Annotated in this window: 18 protein-coding genes; 4 read left to right on the top strand and 14 right to left on the bottom strand. The window is 49.9% G+C overall.

The genetic code is table 11. The features are described from left to right. Positions 1-98 precede the first annotated feature (98 nt). On the bottom strand, positions 99-2,060 hold the full coding sequence (locus tag EYB31_RS15760; RefSeq protein WP_131014299.1) for a helicase-associated domain-containing protein: 1,962 nt from the start codon (positions 2,058-2,060) through the stop codon (positions 99-101). Beyond that, entirely contained in the window at positions 2,057-3,754 is a 1,698-nt protein-coding gene (locus tag EYB31_RS15755) for a DNA repair helicase XPB (protein WP_131014298.1), read from the bottom strand. The genes EYB31_RS15760 and EYB31_RS15755 overlap by 4 nt, the downstream gene beginning before the upstream one ends. Before the next feature lie 168 nt (positions 3,755-3,922). Here EYB31_RS15755 and EYB31_RS15750 point away from each other — a divergent pair, with 168 nt between their 5' ends. Beyond that, on the top strand, positions 3,923-4,468 hold the full coding sequence (locus EYB31_RS15750; protein WP_131014297.1) for a thermonuclease family protein: 546 nt from the start codon (positions 3,923-3,925) through the stop codon (positions 4,466-4,468). A 175-nt stretch (positions 4,469-4,643) separates the two neighbouring features. Here EYB31_RS15750 and EYB31_RS15745 read toward each other — a convergent pair whose 3' ends face one another. The 4 genes from EYB31_RS15745 to EYB31_RS15730 all read right to left on the bottom strand — a co-directional run bounded on the left by EYB31_RS15745 (position 4,644) and on the right by EYB31_RS15730 (position 8,675). Further along, positions 4,644-5,807, bottom strand: a complete 1,164-nt coding sequence (locus EYB31_RS15745) for a Gfo/Idh/MocA family protein (RefSeq protein WP_131014296.1) — start codon at positions 5,805-5,807, stop codon at positions 4,644-4,646. Positions 5,808-5,927: 120 nt separating this feature from the next. Further along, complete coding sequence (locus tag EYB31_RS15740) at positions 5,928-6,770, bottom strand: AraC family transcriptional regulator (protein ID WP_131014295.1); 843 nt, start codon at positions 6,768-6,770, stop codon at positions 5,928-5,930. 179 nt (positions 6,771-6,949) lie between these two features. Continuing rightward, positions 6,950-7,360, bottom strand: a complete 411-nt coding sequence (locus EYB31_RS15735; RefSeq protein ID WP_165452443.1) for a CBS domain-containing protein — start codon at positions 7,358-7,360, stop codon at positions 6,950-6,952. A gap of 130 nt (positions 7,361-7,490) precedes the next feature. Beyond that, the gene (locus EYB31_RS15730; protein ID WP_131014293.1) at positions 7,491-8,675 is read right to left on the bottom strand and encodes a M20 metallopeptidase family protein; all 1,185 of its coding nucleotides are present in this window, start codon (positions 8,673-8,675) and stop codon (positions 7,491-7,493) included. A 238-nt stretch (positions 8,676-8,913) separates the two neighbouring features. Here EYB31_RS15730 and EYB31_RS15725 point away from each other — a divergent pair, with 238 nt between their 5' ends. Together EYB31_RS15725 and ftsW are read left to right on the top strand one after the other, a co-directional pair. After that, positions 8,914-9,261, top strand: coding sequence for a YugN family protein (locus EYB31_RS15725; RefSeq protein ID WP_131014292.1), 348 nt, complete (start codon positions 8,914-8,916; stop codon positions 9,259-9,261). Between the two features lie 15 nt (positions 9,262-9,276). After that, positions 9,277-10,419 (top strand): putative lipid II flippase FtsW, encoded by a 1,143-nt coding sequence (ftsW, locus tag EYB31_RS15720; protein ID WP_131014291.1) that lies wholly within the window; start codon positions 9,277-9,279, stop codon positions 10,417-10,419. A 37-nt stretch (positions 10,420-10,456) separates the two neighbouring features. Here ftsW and EYB31_RS15715 read toward each other — a convergent pair whose 3' ends face one another. Next, positions 10,457-10,846, bottom strand: a complete 390-nt coding sequence (locus tag EYB31_RS15715; RefSeq protein WP_131014290.1) for an Asp23/Gls24 family envelope stress response protein — start codon at positions 10,844-10,846, stop codon at positions 10,457-10,459. Between the two features lie 104 nt (positions 10,847-10,950). After that, positions 10,951-11,736: an SDR family oxidoreductase gene (locus tag EYB31_RS15710; RefSeq protein ID WP_131014289.1), complete on the bottom strand. Its 786-nt coding sequence runs from the start codon at positions 11,734-11,736 to the stop codon at positions 10,951-10,953. A gap of 163 nt (positions 11,737-11,899) precedes the next feature. Here EYB31_RS15710 and cax point away from each other — a divergent pair, with 163 nt between their 5' ends. Next, positions 11,900-12,952, top strand: coding sequence for a calcium/proton exchanger (cax, locus tag EYB31_RS15705; protein WP_131014288.1), 1,053 nt, complete (start codon positions 11,900-11,902; stop codon positions 12,950-12,952). A gap of 32 nt (positions 12,953-12,984) precedes the next feature. Here the strand turns inward: cax and EYB31_RS15700 are convergent, their stop codons facing one another. From EYB31_RS15700 to EYB31_RS15675, 6 genes are all read right to left on the bottom strand, one after another. After that, on the bottom strand, positions 12,985-13,272 hold the full coding sequence (locus tag EYB31_RS15700; protein WP_131014287.1) for an Fpa/YlaN family protein: 288 nt from the start codon (positions 13,270-13,272) through the stop codon (positions 12,985-12,987). Between the two features lie 125 nt (positions 13,273-13,397). Then, on the bottom strand, positions 13,398-13,646 hold the full coding sequence (locus EYB31_RS15695) for an HPr family phosphocarrier protein (RefSeq protein WP_131014286.1): 249 nt from the start codon (positions 13,644-13,646) through the stop codon (positions 13,398-13,400). A gap of 126 nt (positions 13,647-13,772) precedes the next feature. Then, entirely contained in the window at positions 13,773-14,888 is a 1,116-nt protein-coding gene (locus tag EYB31_RS15690; protein ID WP_131014285.1) for an aminopeptidase, read from the bottom strand. A gap of 13 nt (positions 14,889-14,901) precedes the next feature. After that, a complete protein-coding gene (locus tag EYB31_RS15685) occupies positions 14,902-15,594 on the bottom strand; it encodes a TVP38/TMEM64 family protein (protein ID WP_240762462.1) in 693 nt (230 codons plus the stop codon). A 51-nt stretch (positions 15,595-15,645) separates the two neighbouring features. Continuing rightward, complete coding sequence (locus tag EYB31_RS15680; protein ID WP_131014284.1) at positions 15,646-16,506, bottom strand: hypothetical protein; 861 nt, start codon at positions 16,504-16,506, stop codon at positions 15,646-15,648. A 112-nt stretch (positions 16,507-16,618) separates the two neighbouring features. Continuing rightward, positions 16,619-18,595, bottom strand: a complete 1,977-nt coding sequence (locus EYB31_RS15675; RefSeq protein ID WP_170318237.1) for a sensor domain-containing diguanylate cyclase — start codon at positions 18,593-18,595, stop codon at positions 16,619-16,621. Between the last annotated feature and the right edge of the window lie 72 nt (positions 18,596-18,667).

The raw sequence follows: 18,667 nt of genomic DNA, 5'->3' as shown, positions 1-18,667 counted from the left end.
AAGTTCAAAAAATCGGCTTTTTGAACTGCCTCTTTAAGTACAAGCTTGTCATTCACCTATTATCATATCACACTTAGGCTCCTGTTGTCGTTGTATTATTATTTATCATTTATGCCAGGAACGATCAATTTCATTTCTTCCCACTCTTCCGGAACAAGCATCATTTCCTGTCCTTGCTCCTGCCGGGCTTCGCCGCCAAACGGCAAACCAAACAGATGCCAGGTCCCCCGCGTTTCCTGGACCCGGCTTGGCATAAAGGTCGTATCCGCCCCTTGCCTGCGAAGCTGCAGCGCTGTCCTCCATTCGATTGCTTGCCGCGCAAGCTCCTTTCTCGTGGAAGAATGGTAAGAGCGGTAATCCTTCCACCACATGGGAGGAACATCGCGCAAGTTCGGGTACAAATCGTGAATATCCGGCAAATGTGGATCCATTTTATAAAAAGCAGGAAGCTGAGATATCAATATTCCTTGGCGTTCAGTCAGCTCGTCTTCGTTGGAATCCACGGAAATGCGGCTTACGGCACTGGGCATTCCGCCGGAAGTGGATTTTGGCGGAGCATATCCGGCTTCGCCTAAACACGTGCGAAGTTCTTCCAGCTTGTCCGCGGCGACGATAAAATCGCATTCCCCAAGCTGCTCGACAATATATCCGGCAATTTTCGGATGATCGGCCAGCTGCCCGGCAACTGTTGGATCGCTGCACCTCAGCAAGGTTACATGGGAAAACGCAACCTTGCCAAACTGCCGTTCCCACTGTTTCAAAGCTTCCTCAATATGCTCGGGCACGCCATGAATCGCGAATCTGGCAAGAAACTGAAGTATACCGTCCGCCGTTTTCCCCCGCTCCAAAGCGGACAAGACGCTCTCTTTTGATATTTTGTACACTGACGCTACATCGTCCTTGTGCAATTCCGCGAACAACTCAAGCTCCCAAAGCGGCTCATACGACTCGGCCGGAGGCACGATGACTTCAAAATCCGGCTGCACGAAAAAAGCGCCGTCCGCTTCCCGGTCCTCATCGGCAACCTGCTTGTTCTTGTCAGGCAATGGGCGCACAAGCCAGCTGACAGACGTTTCCGAGCATTCCAGCCAGCCAAAAGCTGCACAAGGCGCAGCCCAGCTCCGGATCCATTCCTGCCAAATATGCTCCATCTGCTCCGTGTTAAGCGCAACTCCCGAAGCGGCAAGCCACTTCATAACTTCCTTCAAGGTTAGCGGCTCATATTCGCTCCTCTGCTCCAGCGCATAGACCAGATGGCGCATGATCGCGGTCCTTCCCGCAGCCTGCTGCTTCCACAGCTGATAAAGCCGCTCATTCTGAACGGCGACCGGCAAGCTCATCCATTGATCGGCAGCTGAATCGCACAATACGTAACGCCCGTCCGCCGCGGCAATCAGACCAAGCTTTAAAGCACAGTCAAGCGCAACCGCCAGCGGCGGATCATATTGATCGGCGAACGTATAACTTAACCCGGCAGCGGACAACGGCTGCATATTAACACTCATCCGTTCGCTCAGCTTTTGCAAATGACGCTTATGAAGCGCCCCTTTCTGGGTTAAAGTCACTTCGTTTCTTCGCACATAACAAAGAAGCCGGAATAAATCGGCCGTCAGCGGCGGTACCCCGACCGTTTCCCGCGTATCCGCGCCGGCTGCCGCCGCAGGCAGCTTGTCCAGCAGAAGGTTCTGCCAAATGTCCATCATATCTTCGGGAATGGCGTAAACGTGTTCTCCCCATGTTTTTTTCATGCTGACTACAAAACCTTTGCGTAACAGCAGGACAAAACCGACTTTGGCTTGCGAGGCGAACAATGCCGGAGAACAGCACTTCTCCAAATCCGCCCAGCCAAACGGTTCGCAGCCGAGCTGCTTGACAATCGACTCCAACACAAGCCTTTCGTAACGCGACATCACTTGCAAGATGGAGGATAAAATCGGCTCTTGGGTATAGATTTGCTCCAATGTATAACCCTTCTGCAGCCAATCAGCCAGCGATTCATTCGCTTCTATGGCGGCACGCAGTTGCTTGGGCATCTGTGCCAGCATCCAGCTGGTATTCATACAGTGGCCTCCTCCGGTGCGGATTTGCCGCTGTCTTGTTCGATACGATAACTGTAGCCCTGCTCTACCAAAAACAACTGACGTTTCATCGAAAACTCCATTTCCTTAGTATCATCCGAGACGACCGAATAAAAAAACGCTTCGTTCCGCCCCGGTTTTGGCCTCAAAATACGCCCCAATCGCTGAGCTTCTTCTTGTCTTGAGCCATAGCTGCCGGATATTTGGATCGCTACGGCGGCGTCCGGCAAATCAACGGCGAAATTAGCGACTTTGGATACGACAAGCACCTGCAGCATGCCGGAGCGATACTGCGTGTACAGCCGCTCACGTTCGTCATGAGGCACTTCGCCGCATATGAGCGGAGCGCTTAGTTCCTCTGCAATCCGCTTCAACTGGTCTACGTATTGGCCAATAATGATGACCTGCTCATGCGGGTGCTTGCCCAAAAGCCGTTGAATAACTCCCAGCTTTGCCGGGTTCTCTGCGGCAATCCGCATCTTTTGCTTTGGCTCCGCAAGCGTATACCGGTGACGGTTCGCCTCATCCAAAGGGATGCGGATTTCCGTGCAGCTGACCGACGCGATCCAGCCTTTGTTCTCAAGTTCTTTCCATGGCATCTCATATCTTTTGGGACCAACCAAAGAGAATACATCCGCTTCTCTGCCGTCCTCGCGCACCAGCGTTGCCGTCAAACCGAGTCTGCGTGTCGCCTGAATGCCTGCGGTTACGCGGAACACGGGCGCCGGCAGCAGATGCACCTCGTCGTATACGATCAAACCCCAATCTCTTTTACGGAACAAATCCATATGTACAAAATCGTCCGCCTCCGACCGACGGTATGTTAAAATTTGATATGTCGCAATCGTAATGGGTCTTACTTCTCTCAGCTCGCCGCAATATTCCCCGACAAGATGATCGGGCACATCGGTTTTGTCCAATATCTCCCGCTTCCACTGCCGAACCGAAGTCGTATTGGTGGTCAAAATCAATGTCGCACAGTTGAGCTGCCCCATCGCCGCTATGCCCACTACGGTTTTTCCGGCGCCGCAGGGCAGCACCAGAACGCCGCTGCCGCCATGGAGACTGCCTTCCTTATAAAACGACTCCACCGCCGAGCGCTGATAATCCCTTAAGATAAAGGTGCAGTCCTCATCTTCGTCTTTCAGCTTGATCGGCAGCGCTTCGCCCTGATGATAACCGGCCACGTCTTCCACAGGCAGTCCGAGCTTCAGCAGCTCTTGCTTCAGAATGCCGCGATAGGCGGCGGAAAATCGCAGCGTCCTTTCATCGTGCTGGCATAAACCGTAAGATTGAAGAGACTTGTATCTGACCATTTCTTTGATGACTTCCACATCATCGGATATAAGCAGCAGCTCCTCTCCCACACTCTCCATGCGGACAAGCCCATATCGGTCGACAAACCGCGTAATTTCCTCTTTAATGTGAACAGGTACGCCGAATTTGGCGTTGCTTTCCAAAAACTCGATGATCGGAGCCGCATGGATACCTGAAGCTGCAGCATTCCATAAAGAGATGGACGACATGCGATATGTATGCAGATGCTCGGGCATTTTCACCAAATCGGCGAATTGCGCCAGCCTTGACCTGATTTCTTCAAACCGTGTATGCCGTGTCTCCAGCAAAATGGAAAAATCGCTTTGCACGATAAGCGCCTTTTGCGGATCATATTTCATCGTTGAATGCACCCTTCCCGGTAACAGTCTGACTTTGAGAACTCGCATTTTCTAGTATGAAGGGATTAAGCGTTATTTAAACATCCGGGGAAGTCCCCCTTTACTTCAGCTGCCGCTGCCCATACAATGGAAAAAGGCAAACATACATTCGAATTCGGAGGAAAAAAAATGAGAAAATGGTTTATCCTACTGGCGCTGATGTTACTGGCAGGCTGTTCCAGTCAAAGCGCAATGGCCGGAGATTCTTACGCCAAAGAAATAATCAAACAATATCCGGAGCTTAAAGATCATAAATTTACGGTCACCAGCGTCAAAAGAGTCGTTGACGGGGATACGTTTCAAACCGAAGAAGGAGATAAGGTACGGCTGATCGGGGTCAATACTCCGGAGACGGTCAAACCGAACAGTCCGGTCGAAACCTACGGGAAAGAAGCCAGCGATTTTACAAAAAAACAGCTCAGCGGCAAAACCGTCTATATGTTCAGCGATGCGGGCGATAAGGATAAATACAGCAGGCTGCTGAGGTACGTCTTTATTCAAGGCGAGCAAAAGATGTTTAACGAAGTGCTTATCAGCGAGGGGTATGCCAATACGATGACAATTCCCCCAAACGTGCTGTACGCGGACAAATTCGTCAAATTGGAAAAAACGGCACGTGACAATAACAAAGGATTATGGGGCATCGATAGCGGATCAAAGAAAAGCAAGAAATAACTCCGGAGGTTTTGAGAGGTTTGGGGGCAGCCCAACGAAAAAGCAACCGGGGAACCGAGCGCACTGTGGAACTCGAAAGACAATGACGCCCATGCTGGGCGTACCAAATAAAGCCTTGGCTCCTGCGCGGAACCAAGGCTTTATTAGCATTGCAGCATGAAGCGGGCACTTGGCATTAGTGAGTGCCGGCTACATCCATGTTGATTTGTTTTACATCTTTTTGGGCCGTGGAGTTTTTGATCTGCTCCTGCAGCTTCGAGTAATACAGATCTTCGTCGATCGGCAAGTTAACCCAGTTGTCGGTCCAAGTGGACAAGTGAATGGCGTTGGAAATCGTCAAACCTTTGATTCCTTCTTCACCTGGAGCAAGCAGTTTATCGCCTTTCAGGATCGCATTGACGAAGTTTTGGGTAATGCCCAGATGCTGCGAGCCTTCCGACGTGCCGACCGGAATGTCGCTGACCCAGCATTCCGGCTGGCCGAAGCCGCCTTTAAATTCGCGGTTAAATTGGGATTCCGGCACACGCAGACGGTGGAATGTCATTTTGCCGTTTTCAATCGTAATTTTGCCGCGGTCTCCGGACACTTCATACCGGTTTGTGCCAGGCGCTTCGCCTGTCGTTGTAATAAACACGCCGGTAGCGCCATTCTCGTATTCAACATATGCGGTTACGTCATCTTCTACCTCAATGTTGCGCCATTTGCCGAATTGGCAAAATGCGCGTACGCGTTTAGGCATAAGGCCGGTCGTCCATTGCCATAAATCAAGCTGATGCGGATCCTGGTTGATCAGCACGCCGCCGCCTTCGCCGGCCCACGTTGCGCGCCAGCCGCCGGAGTCGTAATAGCTCTGCGAGCGGTACCAGTTGGTAATGATCCAGTTGGTGCGTTTGATTTCCCCGAGTTCGCCGGAGGAAATCAGGTCTTTGAGCTTCTGATACAGCGGGTTGGTCCGTTGGTTGTACATAATTCCGAACAATTTGTCCGATTTGGCCGCAGCTTCGTTCATTTCACGCACTTGCTTTGTGTATACGCCGGCCGGTTTCTCAACCAGCACATGATATCCGTGTTGAAACGCTTCAATGGCCAACGTCGGATGATCATAGTGAGGAGTTGCGATCAGCACCACGTCAAACGCTTTGGATGCAAAAAAGCTTTCCACCGAATCAAACAGCTGAATTTTGTCGCCGTAATTTTCTTTTACCCATTCCAGCTTCGTCCGGTCGATATCGCAAATAGCGGATAAGACCCCGCCTTTGACTTCGCCGTTCATTAAATATTTCGTATGGCCTTTGCCCATGTTGCCAATTCCGAGAATCCCGATTTTCACTTGGCTCACGACAACTCCTGCCTTTCCCATTTTAATAATGCACACGTGTTCAACACCTATATTATCATAGAGAGACCATGCCCTCTTTATCTTCATTAATCAATCGAGCTCGAAATTTAACTTTGATTGCTATGTTCGCATCTGCTTGCGAAACTTTTCCGGCGTATTACCGACCTGTGTTTTGAACATGCGGCTGAAATGGGCCAAATGTTTAAAGCCAACCTGGTAGCATACTTCCGTTACCGACATATCTTTGTAAAGCAAAAACAATATTTTGGCTTGATTAATGCGAAGCTGGTACAAATAATCAAAAATCGTTACGCCCGTGACGTCCTTGAAAATTTTCGACAAGTAATATTTGCTTAAATGCAGCTCCCGCTCCAACTGCTCCATATGCAAATCTTCGCCGTAATGACTTTCTACGAAAGAAATGATGTCCTGAACGTGTTTTTCTTTATCGGTCGGAAATTCCTGCTTTTCTTCAAGCGGCTTCTGGCAAAACTGGTATATAAAATAAAGCAGATCGACGAATGCAAGCCGGAACCGGTTAAAATCAATCAAATCCTTGCGGCGGTTAAAGCCGCTTAAGTTAAGCAGCAGCCGTTCGGCCTCCTCTTTATCTTGCCCTCTTAATTGAATACGGTAATTACGCAAATCCTGGAACGGCTTAAGCACATTGACGGCACCGGTCAATTCCAGGAAAGGCCGTATATATACGGGATCAAAATGGATCGTCGAACGCCGGTATTCATAGTCGGGGTCGACATTGGCACAGTGCAGCGTCATTCCGTTCAGAATAATTAAATCCCCAGGGGCCAGCACATAAATTTTGTCGCCGATCAAATAATTGCATTTGCCGCCATGAAAATAATAAACCTCGTATTGATTATGCGAATGAAATACGCCTTGAATCGGCCTGTTGATATTGTACCCGAATGAAAACGGATCCTTTGGAAACAAGCTTGTTTCCATAGTATCCCCCCTTTACACCTTAACTATAGAACATAAAAAATCCACTGTCTAGGAAAATCCCCCTTCAATTTCCCGCCGTCGCTTAAGCGCCGCGCTCTTGATTTGATATGTAGTAATAAAAAAAGAAAAAAACCGTTCCTCGGCATGCGAAGAACGGTTTGACTTGCAAGCAATTGGGATTAGACGTGGGCAAATTGCTTGTCTTTGGAAATTTTGCTCAAAGCTTCGCCGGCTTCATCTTCGTATTTGTCACGTACGGCCAAATCCCCCAGCGAGACGATACCCACAAAGTTCCCATTGTCGCAAACGCAAAGACGGCGGATTTGCTTCTGCGCCATCAGTTTGGCCGCTTCATCGACGGTCGTTTCCGGAGTTGCGCAAACGACGTCTTTACTCATCACCTTCTCGACAGCGGCGGAGCCTTCGTTTTTCTCGGCGTACCCGCGGAGCACAAGGTCGCGGTCCGTTACGCAGCCGATTAATTTATTGCCTTCGACTACGGGAATAAAACCGGTGTCCTCCTGCTTCATTTTTACCGCAATCTCATATACGTTATCTTTAAGTGTTACCGTTGCACAGTCGGTGGTCATGATTTCCTTTAACGTTCTAGCCAAATGAAATCCCTCCTCATCAATTTTATGAACGGCAGAAGAAACGAATTGACGAATCTGCGCCTACATTAGATTCTCCTGCATGAGGGGCAGCCATACGGCTGTTCGATTAGCATTTACCGGAATGCTTCATGTAATCAAGCGCCATCGAGATCAGCAGCTTGGCGCTGCCGCGCATCGCATTTTCATCGATATCGAATTTCGGATGATGGTGGGGATAGACGGCCTCCGTTTGCGGATTGCCCGCGCCTACAAACATAAAGCAGCCCGGACGCTCCCGAAGATAATAAGCAAAATCTTCACCGGCCATAATCAGCGGACTTTCAAATACTGCATCGTCTCCCAATACGGCAGCCCCTACCCGGAAAAATCTTTCGGCTTCCGCCGGGTCGTTGACAACGGGCGGATATCCCCATTTGTAGTCAACCGTGCAGGTAGCCCCGAACATGGCGCCAGTATGGGCGGAGATCTGCTCTAGCCTTTCTTTGACCTGCCGGCGGAGATCCTCGTTAAAAGTTCGCACCGTGCCGATAATTCTTGTTGTTTCGGCTATCACGTTAAAGCTTGTGCCGCCGTGAAGCGAACCCACCGATACAACGCAAGCTTCCGTCGGATCGGCCGAGCGGCTGACGATCGTTTGCAAGTTAACGACAAGATGCGAAGCAACGATAATGCTGTCCACCGTTTGGTGAGGCAAACCGCCATGGCCGCCTTTTCCTTTGACGTCGATAATAAATTCGTCTGCAGCGGCCATCAGCGGGCCGGCTTTGGAGGCGATTTTTCCGACCGGGAACGGGGTCCACAAATGAACGCCATATATGGCGTCCACTCCGTCCAACGCGCCGTCTTGAATCATCGGCACCGCACCGCCGGGACTGATTTCTTCAGCAGGCTGAAACAGGAAAACAACGTTGCCTTCCAGCTCGTCCCGGTGCTCCGCTAAAGCGGCCGCCGCTCCAAACAATGTCGCCGTATGCGCGTCGTGGCCGCAGGCATGCATGACGCCGGATGTGCGCGAAGCATAACTGCACGCTTTCTCATCCTGAATCGGTAAGGCGTCGATATCGGCCCGCAGCGCAACGGTCGGGCCCGGCTTGCCTCCTTGTAAATATCCGAGCACTCCGTGACCGCCAACCCCGGTTCTTACAGAGATGCCCAAAGCATCAAGCTGCTTTGCGATGAAAGCGGCGGTTTCCGCTTCATGAAACGACAATTCCGGATGCTGATGCAAATAACGCCGCCATTCGACCATTTGAGTGTACAGGCGGTCTACCGTTTCCTCTATTGCAGCCATCTCAGGAACCCCTCCGCTTTTTCCATATAATAATGTAGCTTAACATTACTAATTAGATTTATTTTAACAAATCCCTCGCTTTGTTTCATCCCGGTGTCACAGGAATTTCATAATTGTAACCAGTTCAAAGCCTTGTATGAGGGTTGCACAACTTTGGGAAACATACTATCATGAATAAAGGAATCGGTACATATCGATGAAAACTACACAGCTGATACGAATTTTAGGAGGTCTTTCCGTGATTATTGAAAATAGCGCTGTCAAAGGCTTAAAAAGCGACTTGGCTCATCTGGACCATGCGTCCGAAAAATTAGGTTTTGTGCGTTGGCAATGGGAGTACTACCGCGCTACCTACGATTTGAAAATCGTGGACAAACCGGCTAACCAAGAATACTTCTTGCGGATCAATACACGCGCCGAATCGGGAAAATTGGAATCTCCTCATGCCATTCTTGCCGTTGAAGACGTGTATATGGGACGCACTACTTTCCCTCATGGCTTGGATTATGAAGCGCCAATCCCTGACCAAGTGATGAAAATCGCTCAGCAGAAGCTGGCCGAATTAAAAAAAGAGCTTGCTGTATAACGGAGAGATTGCGGTATGAGCCCTCCACGCAGAGGAACTCCCGATTTTCTTTTATTATTTTTAACTTTCCTGCTAGTGTGCTTCGGACTTGCCATGGTATTCAGCGCTAGCTCGATGACGCAAAGCTACATACGGGACGACCCATGGTATTATACCGTGAGACAAGCTGAGTTCATTGCAATGGGTACAGTAGGCATGTTTGTTTGCATGAACATGCATTACCTCAGCTTAAAAAAATGGGTCATCCCGTTTTTTTTATTCGTTGTAGCCCTGCTGTTTCTCGTGCCGATTATCGGCAGAGAGGTCAACGGAGCCAAGAGCTGGTTTTACATCGGTCCCTTCGGCATTCAGCCTTCCGAATTCGCCAAGCTCGCGGTTATTATGTACCTGGCTGTGCTGATCAGCAAAAAAGACGAGAAATTCCGCAGCTTTCGCAACGGTCTGCTGCCCGCGCTTGTCGTATTGGCATTTGTTTCCGGTTTAATCATGCTGCAGCCGGATGCCGGATCAACTATGGTCCTGCTGATGGGGGCCAGTGTCATTATTTTCGTAGGCGGTTCCAATCTCAAGCATATCTTTTTCTTGGGAACAGCTGCCGCATCCGCCGCTTGCTTGCTGCTTTCCTTCTATTTGCTGACCAATCACCAAAGTTACCGGATCGACAGGTTTACCACCTTCCTCGACCCGTTTGCGGACAAGCTTGGCAAAGGTTACCACCTGGTCCAATCGCTGTACGCCTTTGGACATGGCGGCGTATTCGGAGCCGGGTTCGGACAAAGCATTCAAAAGCTGCATTATTTGCCTGCCGCGCATAATGACTTTATTTTCGCCATTATCGGCGAGGAACTTGGTTTTATCGGCAGTTCATTGTTTTTGATCGTCTATTTGCTGTTTATATGGCGCGGTTTGATCGTGGCGCTGCGCAGCACCGATATGTTTGCTACGCTGGCTGGGGTCGGCATCGTTTCGATGCTTGGCATCCAAGCGCTGATTAACATCGGGGGTGTCACAGGAAGTATACCGCTGACCGGGGTTACCCTTCCTCTGATCTCCTACGGGGGATCTTCGATTATTACGACGCTGGTCAGTCTCGGCATACTGCTCAGCATTTCGCGCGAGCAGAATAAACCCGATAAAGAAACGACAAAGAGAGCCTAAAAGGCTCTCTTTTTTTAACGATAAACAACTGTATGCGTTATTTAACCCGGTGTGCTTCCTCGTAGGAAATCGCGGCTTCTTCTTCTTTGAACGTAACGCCTTCAACCTTGACGTTCACTTCAACGACGGTAAGACCGGTCATATTCTCCACTGCATCGCGGACATTCTCCTGCAGCTGACGGCATACCTCTTGAATTCGGCTGCCGTAATTGACGATAATCCGCAAATCGATGGCCGCTTCAACTTGACCTACTTCAACGGAAACGCCCTTCTGCACATTTTTCCCGCTTAAGCGTTTGGCTAATCCTTCCGAAATACCGCCTGACATTGCAGCTACCCCAGGAGTTTCCAGCGCTGCCAAACCAGCGATGGTTGAGACTACATCATCTGAAATGCGGATAATTCCTGAATCTAATTGCTCGGACATTCGGATCAACTCCTTTTGGGTTATATTTCATATTGTACCGGGTCGGCAATCGGAACGCAACTTAAGGCAAGCTATTTATGCCAAAATTCAGCATTTCTTAAGAATTAAAGCGATCTTACCATGCCGCCGTCCACGTAAAAGACCGAACCCGTCATATAGCTGTTAAGCGGCGACAATAAAAAAGCGGATATGGCCGCAAGCTCCTCCGGTTTTCCGTATCGGCCAAGCGGGATTTCACCGGCCAGTTCCGCTTGCACCTGCTCGATGCCACGTCCTTCTCTCGCCGCCTTTGCCGAGTCGAGCTCAAGCAGACGGTCCGTCTGGATGCGTCCGGGGCATACGGTGTTCAGCAGTATGCCGTTTGGCGCCAACTCCGAAGCCAGCGTCTTCATAAGGCCAAGCACTCCGGTTCGGAATACGTTGGAGAGGATCAGGCCCGGAATCGGCGTTTTGATCGAGGTGGAAGCAATCGTAACCACCTTCCCCCCATTCTCCTGCATCAGCGGGTAAAAACCTCTGATTAGCCTCACAACACTCATCAGGGTGGTCTGAAACGCCTTTTCCCATGCCTCATCGTCGAATTGCAGGAATCCTCCCCCCGGCGGGCCTCCAGCATTACATACCAGCGCGTCCACTTGGCCAAAACGCTTTTGAGCCGTCTCCACTAATCTCTGGATGTCCGGTTTGCTGCTGACGTCCGCTTCAATTGCTTCCACCTGCACGCGATAAGTTTGCGAGATGGATTCAGCCACGGCTTGGATTCGCGATAGTTCCCGGCTGCATAACAGCAAATTAGCCCCTTCCGCTGCGAGCTGCTCCGCGATGGCCCGCCCCAAACCTTTGCTGGAAGCGGTAACAACCGCCGTTTTACCTTGCAATTTTAAATCCATTTGATATCCTCCCTTTCTCTTAACCACAAACGTATGTTCATAGAAAAATTTCGATCCGAACAATTTCTTGCTTTATTAGAAATAAACGGTATATTACAATAGATTTGCAGCAAAAATAGGAAAAAGCTCGGTCAACTTAAATATAGCATACGGGGTGCCTCAAATGAAATTAAACGGATTTACCATAGGCTTGCTGGTCAGCTTCATCTTAAGTGCTGTCGCGCATTACATAAAAGCTCCGTTTTTTACGACGACGGTGCAATTCATCATATCGTGTATCGCCATTATTTTTGTCGCCGGTTTTCTGGGCAAAGCGACGGAAAGCGTGGCTCATTATTCGGGTGAACGGCTGGGAGGCTTTCTGAATGCAACCTTCGGCAATGCAGCCGAGCTGATCATCTCGATTTTTCTGGTCAAAGACGGCATGTTTGGCATCGTCAAGGCCAGCATCACGGGCTCCATTATCGGCAACCTGCTGCTGGTGCTGGGCCTCAGCCTGTTTTTGGGAGGACTCAAGTTCAAGGAGCAGAAGTTCAATCAGAACTTGGCCAGCTACAACTCTTCGCTGATGCTGCTTGCCTGTATCGCTTTATTTGTGCCGGCGATTTTTGCAAGCAGTTTGACCAGCCACGAAAACAGCCGATTCAGCCTGATCGTTTCCGTCCTGCTGATCGTCGCTTATTTACTATGGCTGCTTTTCTCCATGGTCACTCACAAAAATGAACTCGCCGACGAGGTGGTGGAGCATGGCGAACCGGCCTGGTCCAAAGGCACTTCCATCCTGATGTTGTTTGTCGCCACCGTCATGGTCGCTTTCGAAAGCGAATGGCTTGTCAGCACGATCGAATCGGTGGCCCACCAATTCGGGCTGTCCGAACTGTTTATCGGGGCGTTTCTGATCGCGATCATCGGCAATGCGGCCGAACATAGCGCAGCCGTATTAATGGCGAGGAAAAACAGAATCGGGGCGGCCGTGGAAATCGCGGTCGGCAGCAGCCTGCAGATTGCCTTGTTTGTGTCCCCCGTGCTGGTGCTGGTCAGCTTTTTGTTTGGCAATCCGATGAATCTTGTGTTCACCACATTCGAAATCGCCGCGATCGGCGTCGCCGCGTTGATTGCCAAGTCCATTTCCCAGGACGGCCGCACCAATTGGTACGAAGGTGTGCTGCTGATCGTCGTTTATTTAATTTTGGGCATCGCGTTTTTTCTGGTGTGACAGGCAAAAAAAAGAGCAACCTTCGGGGAAGGTTACCCTTTAATATTTAAAGCCTCGTACAACTTGGCTAAATTGCGCTCCAACTTCGCTAGCAATTGCTTACCCGCCGCTTCCGAAATCAGTTCGGCCCGAATGGCAAAATCGATTTCCCGGGACAGTCCGTACATTTGCGTGTCCAACACTTCTTCGTAAAGGGGACACTTCCGGGTCGTCAAATTTTCCATTTGGACTTCGATCAGCTTTTCGATTTTATTGGCATCTTCCTGGAGAAGATTTAACGCTTTTTGCGATAATGTAAGCATAAGATCAGGCGATGACATCAAACTTCCCCCCTCTATGTAAAATCATCCACTGTTCTGTTGTCCTATTCACTATATTAGACGAAAATGAAGCTTTACACAAGAGAAAAGCATCCCCCATTCGGAGGATGCTGCAAAAAAAGCGATTAGTCTTGGATGCTGTTGATTTGCAAATTGTGCTTGGCAAATACTTCAGCCATTGCTTTCTTCGCTTCATCAGCGTCCGGACCATGCACGTGCAGATCGTAACTGCTTGTAGTCAGCAGTGTTGTAAACAATCCGAGAATACTTTTCACATCGATATACTTGTTATCATACTGCAGTACGATCGAAGATCTAAACTTATTGGCAGTTTGAGAAATTTCTACGATTGCAGCATTGTTAGCATTAGGCATTATAAATCCCTCCAATATTTACCATCCAGGCTTGTCGCCATTTGCTTATTATCATACATTGGAAAACGCTAACACGCAATAACCTTTATAAAGTTTTTTACAACCAGGCGTTGATTACACAGTGCTCTATTTCAAATTTTCCGGATTCAGCGGGAACAGCTCGGGAATCATAAACCGGCCGTCTTTCCGGATCAGCACATCGTCAAAATAAATTTCGCCGCCGCCGAATTCCGGCCTTTGAATAAGCACCAGATCCCAATGCACGGAAGAGCGATTGCCGTTGTCGGCCGCTTCGTACGCCTGGCCCGGCGTAAAATGCAAGCTGCCGTCAATTTTTTCGTCAAACAACGTATCTTTCATCGGATATAAAATATACGGGTTAAAGCCAAGGCTGAATTCGCCGATATACCTCGCCCCTTCATCCGTATTCAGCACCTCGTTCAGCCGTGCGGTGTCGTTACAGGTTGCCTCCACGATTTTCCCGTTCTCGAAGCGGAAGCTGATTTGTTCGAAGGTGAAACCCGATTGCAGAGACGGCGTATTATACGTAATCGTTCCGTTGACCGAATCGCGCACCGGCGCGGAATACACTTCCCCGTCGGGGATATTGCGGCGGCCGCAGCACTTAACCGAACCGATGCCTTTGATCGAAAAACGGATGTCCGTACCCGGTCCTACGATCCGCACTTTGTCGGTACGGTTCATCAGTTCCTGCAACGGGTCCATGGCCGCCGACATCTTGGAATAATCCAGGTTGCACACTTGAAAATAAAAATCTTCGAACTTGGATGTGCTCATATTGGCCGACTGGGCCATGGACGGGTTCGGGTAACGCATGACGACCCAGCGGGTTCGCTTCACCCGCTGCTCCAGATGAACCGGCTTGCGGTAATACAAGTTGTACAGCTTCGTCTGCTCTTCCGGTACGTCGGCCAGCTCGTTGGCATTCTCCCCGGCTCGAATCGCCACATAACAATCCATATCCTGCATCCGTTTCAGATCGATTTGCGCCCAATATTCAATCTGCTCTTTGGTCGCGGACTGCAGCAAGCTTGCCAGCACGGAGCGGTCCGCCAAATCGATAAACGGCTGTCCTCCCCTGGCGTAGACTTCCTCAATTAAACAACGGACAATTTCCCGCTCGGAGCCGATCATTTCAATCAATACTTTCTCGCCTGGCTGCACATCAAGGGAATAGCCGACTATATTGCGGGCCAACTGCTGAAGACGCGGATCTCTCATGGGAACATCCTCCTTATTTTTTAGTGCCGGACAGCTTTTTCTTGAACAAGCTTCCTAAATAAATCAGCACAACAAACACGATAAGCAAAATGAGCAGTCTGTCTTTATTTTGCCGGAAATGAAATAAATCGTGCCCGATCATCGTTTCCAAATATATCATCGGAAACTTGCCGATAATCGTGCCGAAAATGAAATTTTGCACGGAAACTTTCATCACGCCGGCGCCCAAATTGATCGCAAACGATGGCAAGACGGGAATGACGCGGCTGACCGCGATATAGAAAAAGCCGTTTTTCTCAAGCCGCTTGTTGAACTCGCCCACAAGCGCATTACCCTCGAGTTTGCGGTTAACCCAGTTGTAGGCGTAATAACGCGCAACCAGAAAAGCGGAAATAGCTCCTAAACAGGACATGACATAGTTGATGATAAATCCTTCCCAAAAGCCGAACAGCACCACGTTGGCAGCCGCTACGACGACAAAAGGCACAAAAGGAAAGATTGTCTGCACATAAACGAGCAAAACCCCGATCAGCTTGCCCGGAGTGCCCAAGTCCTTCAGCGTGTCGCTTAAATGCTCGATGTTCATATGTGTGATCCGGACTCCGTGCCGCGTAAAAAATATCTTATAGATTAAAAAGCAGGCGACGACGGCAATCAGTATGTACAACAGCGCTCTTACAAGCTTATGTTTGTCTAAAGTGGACAATCCCTATTCCCTCCTTGCCGATATCTAACTTATTGTAACACAAAAAAACCCTCATTGCTGAGGGATGAACGGTTGTTTTTCGTAATCTTTAAAATCGTAACTGGCCGTCACCTTCTCTTGTTTGGCAGCTCCTTGCAGGTTGTAGACCAGGTTGGTTTCGATGACCAGCTTGCTTGGCAGCTTGCTGCTGCGGTTAACCCACAAGTAATAGCTACCGTCCGCTGTAAGCGTCGTTAGCATCTGTTCAAATTCCGCCTGCGAAGCCTGCAGCGTCTCCGTCAGCTTCTTGCGCAGCGTCTCCAAGGCGGCATCGCTCAGTGCGCCTCCCGCTTGCGCTTGCTTGATTTGCTCCTCCACGCTGATACGACTTTGCTGTTCTCGCAAATCGTCGGCGATGAACCGTTTCATATCTTCAGGAGCCAACGTGATTTGCAGCACCGTTTCGCCGGCCTGGGCCGCGTGTGTCGTATCCCTTTTTACCGTTTTATTCGATTGATTAAGCTGCTCAAGCTTGTTCAGAGGATTCCACTGCTTTAATAACGTGGATTGCAGTCCGGGAGCGTTTTTGGCCTCCACCCATTGGTTCTCCGCCCTGCTGTACATGATTCCTGTAGCTCCGCTTGCACCCGCGGCGGCAATTCCTGTCCCGGCTCCGGAATCGGTTTGTCTTATGTAAAGCTGGTTCTGCCCCGCTAAGACGCCTTCAAAACTTAACGTTTTGGTGGCCGGGCTGCCTTGCGTGCTGACTTCCGAAACGCCGCTGAAAGCAAAGTTGCTCTTGCCGGTTAGCGCGGCTACGGATGTTTGCAGCAGCTGCTCGCCGTTTTGCCCGCCATCGTAGCTGCAGCCCGGGCAGAAGGCCATTAGCCCCATTCCCAGCCACCCTGCAGCAACAAACCGTCGTATGTTCATGTCATGTCCCCGCCCTTTCTGTGGTTAGGGTTTCCGGGGTGCGGAACGGTTATGCAGAAGCATATCTTTTGCAAAAACGGCATAAAAAAACGAACGTCGCCTAGCCCGTCCGTCAGCCTACTTTGATTTGATTGCGCCCGCTGTTTTTCGCTTCGTACAAAGCCATATCGGCCTTGTAAAACAACGTTTCCACGCTGATCTTGTCGTCCTGCCAATTCCACTCGGAGACGCCGCAGGATACGGTCACCTGAGGATCGGTTTCCGTATGAACCCGGGTCCGGATGCGTTCTGCAATACGGACCGTCTGTTCGATTGTCACGCCCGGCAAATAAATCGCCAGCTCTTCCCCGCCCCACCTGGCGGCAATATCGCTTTCGCGAATGCTCGACTTCATGATTTGACTCACCTGAATCAAAATTTTGTCGCCGATCTGATGACCGTACGTATCGTTGACGCGTTTAAAATGATCGATGTCGACAAGGATCAACGATCCGCAGAAATCTTTTTTCTGATGCACGCTGACTTGCTCGTCTAAATAATGCCTTACATACATGCCGGTCAAATTGTCGGTGATGACCATACGCCGCACTTCGGCATGCAGCGAAGCGTTTGTGATGGCCAGACCTACATGACCGCTCAGCACCTGAAGCAGCTTGTAGTTATCGTACGAGAAGAAATGCGGCTTGCTGTGAGCGACCAGCACGACACCCACTACGTCGCCGTTCACCATAATCGGGGAAGCCAGCAGCGAGCGGGCGTTGGTTACCTCCATCAGTTTGGAAGTGACCTTCGGATTGGTCCAATAATCCGATATGATAATCGGCTCCTTGGTGGCATAAACGATGCCGGAGAAGCCATAGTCCATCTTGAAAATCTCGTTGAACAACGCCGGAAGATTGCTGGCTTGTACGACCAGCCTTTCATTTTCCTTGTCCAGCTGCAAAATACAGCAAAAATCCGCCCCGAATATTTGAATAAGCTCGGACATCGCGAAATTAAAAATTTCGTTTAACCTCAAGCTCTGGTTCAGGCGTTTGGTTATTTCGTTAATCAGCCGCAACTCGCCGACAAGCAGGTTCGATTGCTCGTAAAGAATCGCATTCTCAAATGCGGTTCCCGCCGTATCCGCCAGCATCGAAATCAGCTGAATGTCCGTCGAATCGAGCATGTCCGTGGTTAACCCAAGACGCAATACGCCGTACACCCCCTGCTTCCCTGTCAGCGGTGCGGCGATGGTGGCGGCAACAGCGCTCCCTCCGGCGATTCCTCCCGCCTCGCTCATTTCGTAAAGAAGCTGCCCTTCCATAAAAGAGCGGGTGCAGATGTCGTCCCCCGCTCTGGAGAAATTAAGCGGCTTCACCGGAAGCTTGGAGTTATGTTTATCTTGCGTCAGAAACAAATCGACCTGCGCGGAAGGGTACAGCTTTTTCACATTGTCGATCATTTCCGTCAGCACGTGATCCACATCAATCAGGGAAAGCAGTTTTTTGGCAGTCTGAAACAGCAAATCGCGTTTGCCGGCATCCAAATAACTCGACTCATGAAGCGTTGTCAGCTCACGGCTGCGCTTTCGTTCCTGAGCGAGTTCCAAACAGCATAAAAACAGCGCTTTAACATTCTCCAGCCCGCCGATCAGCTGCTCCCGCCCGGTCTTCTTATGCGTTATTATCAATAACACGGCTTCAAGTGTGCCGTTTTGGACGATAGGCGCTGCACACGATTGCATATTCGCGAGACGTTCCGATCCGTGCTCATGAAATGCAACAACGGCCGGTTCGGCCGTTTCCAAACTCACCGATGCGGCGTTCCGGCCGATTGTCGCGACGCCCCAATCTTCGCATCTCAGCAGCACGGAATCATCATGGGAATTATTGACCAGGTGATAAACAAGTCGCTTACCAGCGGAATCGCATAAGATCAACATGCTGTAATCGTGCACAAGCATATCCGGCAGTTTGGTGATGCACAATTCAAACGCTTCAACCGCCATCTCAGGCTGCAGCCCGTTTAAGACCTCTGTTGCTAAAGTGTCCTGGATTTGGGAGCGGTCCTCATGTTTATTAAAAATCGATCGCTCGAGTTCGCCCATCCGGCAGCCTCTTTTCAACATCAAAAATTTACGCCCAAAATATGTTAATATTAATGATACTATGAAACTATA

Source organism: Paenibacillus thalictri (genome assembly GCF_004307995.1).
Lineage (GTDB): Bacteria > Bacillota > Bacilli > Paenibacillales > NBRC-103111 > Paenibacillus_AF > Paenibacillus_AF thalictri.
This window is presented reverse-complemented; position numbering and strand designations above follow the sequence as displayed.

Coding starts and splice junctions, on each gene's coding strand:
- EYB31_RS15760 (WP_131014299.1), bottom strand. CDS start 2,060: ATGAATACCAGCTGGATGCTGGCACAGATGCCCAAGCAACTGCGTGCC.
- EYB31_RS15755 (WP_131014298.1), bottom strand. CDS start 3,754: ATGAAATATGATCCGCAAAAGGCGCTTATCGTGCAAAGCGATTTTTCC.
- EYB31_RS15750 (WP_131014297.1), top strand. CDS start 3,923: ATGAGAAAATGGTTTATCCTACTGGCGCTGATGTTACTGGCAGGCTGT.
- EYB31_RS15740 (WP_131014295.1), bottom strand. CDS start 6,770: ATGGAAACAAGCTTGTTTCCAAAGGATCCGTTTTCATTCGGGTACAAT.
- EYB31_RS15735 (WP_165452443.1), bottom strand. CDS start 7,360: ATGACCACCGACTGTGCAACGGTAACACTTAAAGATAACGTATATGAG.
- EYB31_RS15730 (WP_131014293.1), bottom strand. CDS start 8,675: ATGGCTGCAATAGAGGAAACGGTAGACCGCCTGTACACTCAAATGGTC.
- ftsW (WP_131014291.1), top strand. CDS start 9,277: ATGAGCCCTCCACGCAGAGGAACTCCCGATTTTCTTTTATTATTTTTA.
- EYB31_RS15715 (WP_131014290.1), bottom strand. CDS start 10,846: ATGTCCGAGCAATTAGATTCAGGAATTATCCGCATTTCAGATGATGTA.
- EYB31_RS15710 (WP_131014289.1), bottom strand. CDS start 11,736: ATGGATTTAAAATTGCAAGGTAAAACGGCGGTTGTTACCGCTTCCAGC.
- cax (WP_131014288.1), top strand. CDS start 11,900: ATGAAATTAAACGGATTTACCATAGGCTTGCTGGTCAGCTTCATCTTA.
- EYB31_RS15700 (WP_131014287.1), bottom strand. CDS start 13,272: ATGTCATCGCCTGATCTTATGCTTACATTATCGCAAAAAGCGTTAAAT.
- EYB31_RS15695 (WP_131014286.1), bottom strand. CDS start 13,646: ATGCCTAATGCTAACAATGCTGCAATCGTAGAAATTTCTCAAACTGCC.
- EYB31_RS15690 (WP_131014285.1), bottom strand. CDS start 14,888: ATGAGAGATCCGCGTCTTCAGCAGTTGGCCCGCAATATAGTCGGCTAT.
- EYB31_RS15680 (WP_131014284.1), bottom strand. CDS start 16,506: ATGAACATACGACGGTTTGTTGCTGCAGGGTGGCTGGGAATGGGGCTA.
- EYB31_RS15675 (WP_170318237.1), bottom strand. CDS start 18,595: ATGGGCGAACTCGAGCGATCGATTTTTAATAAACATGAGGACCGCTCC.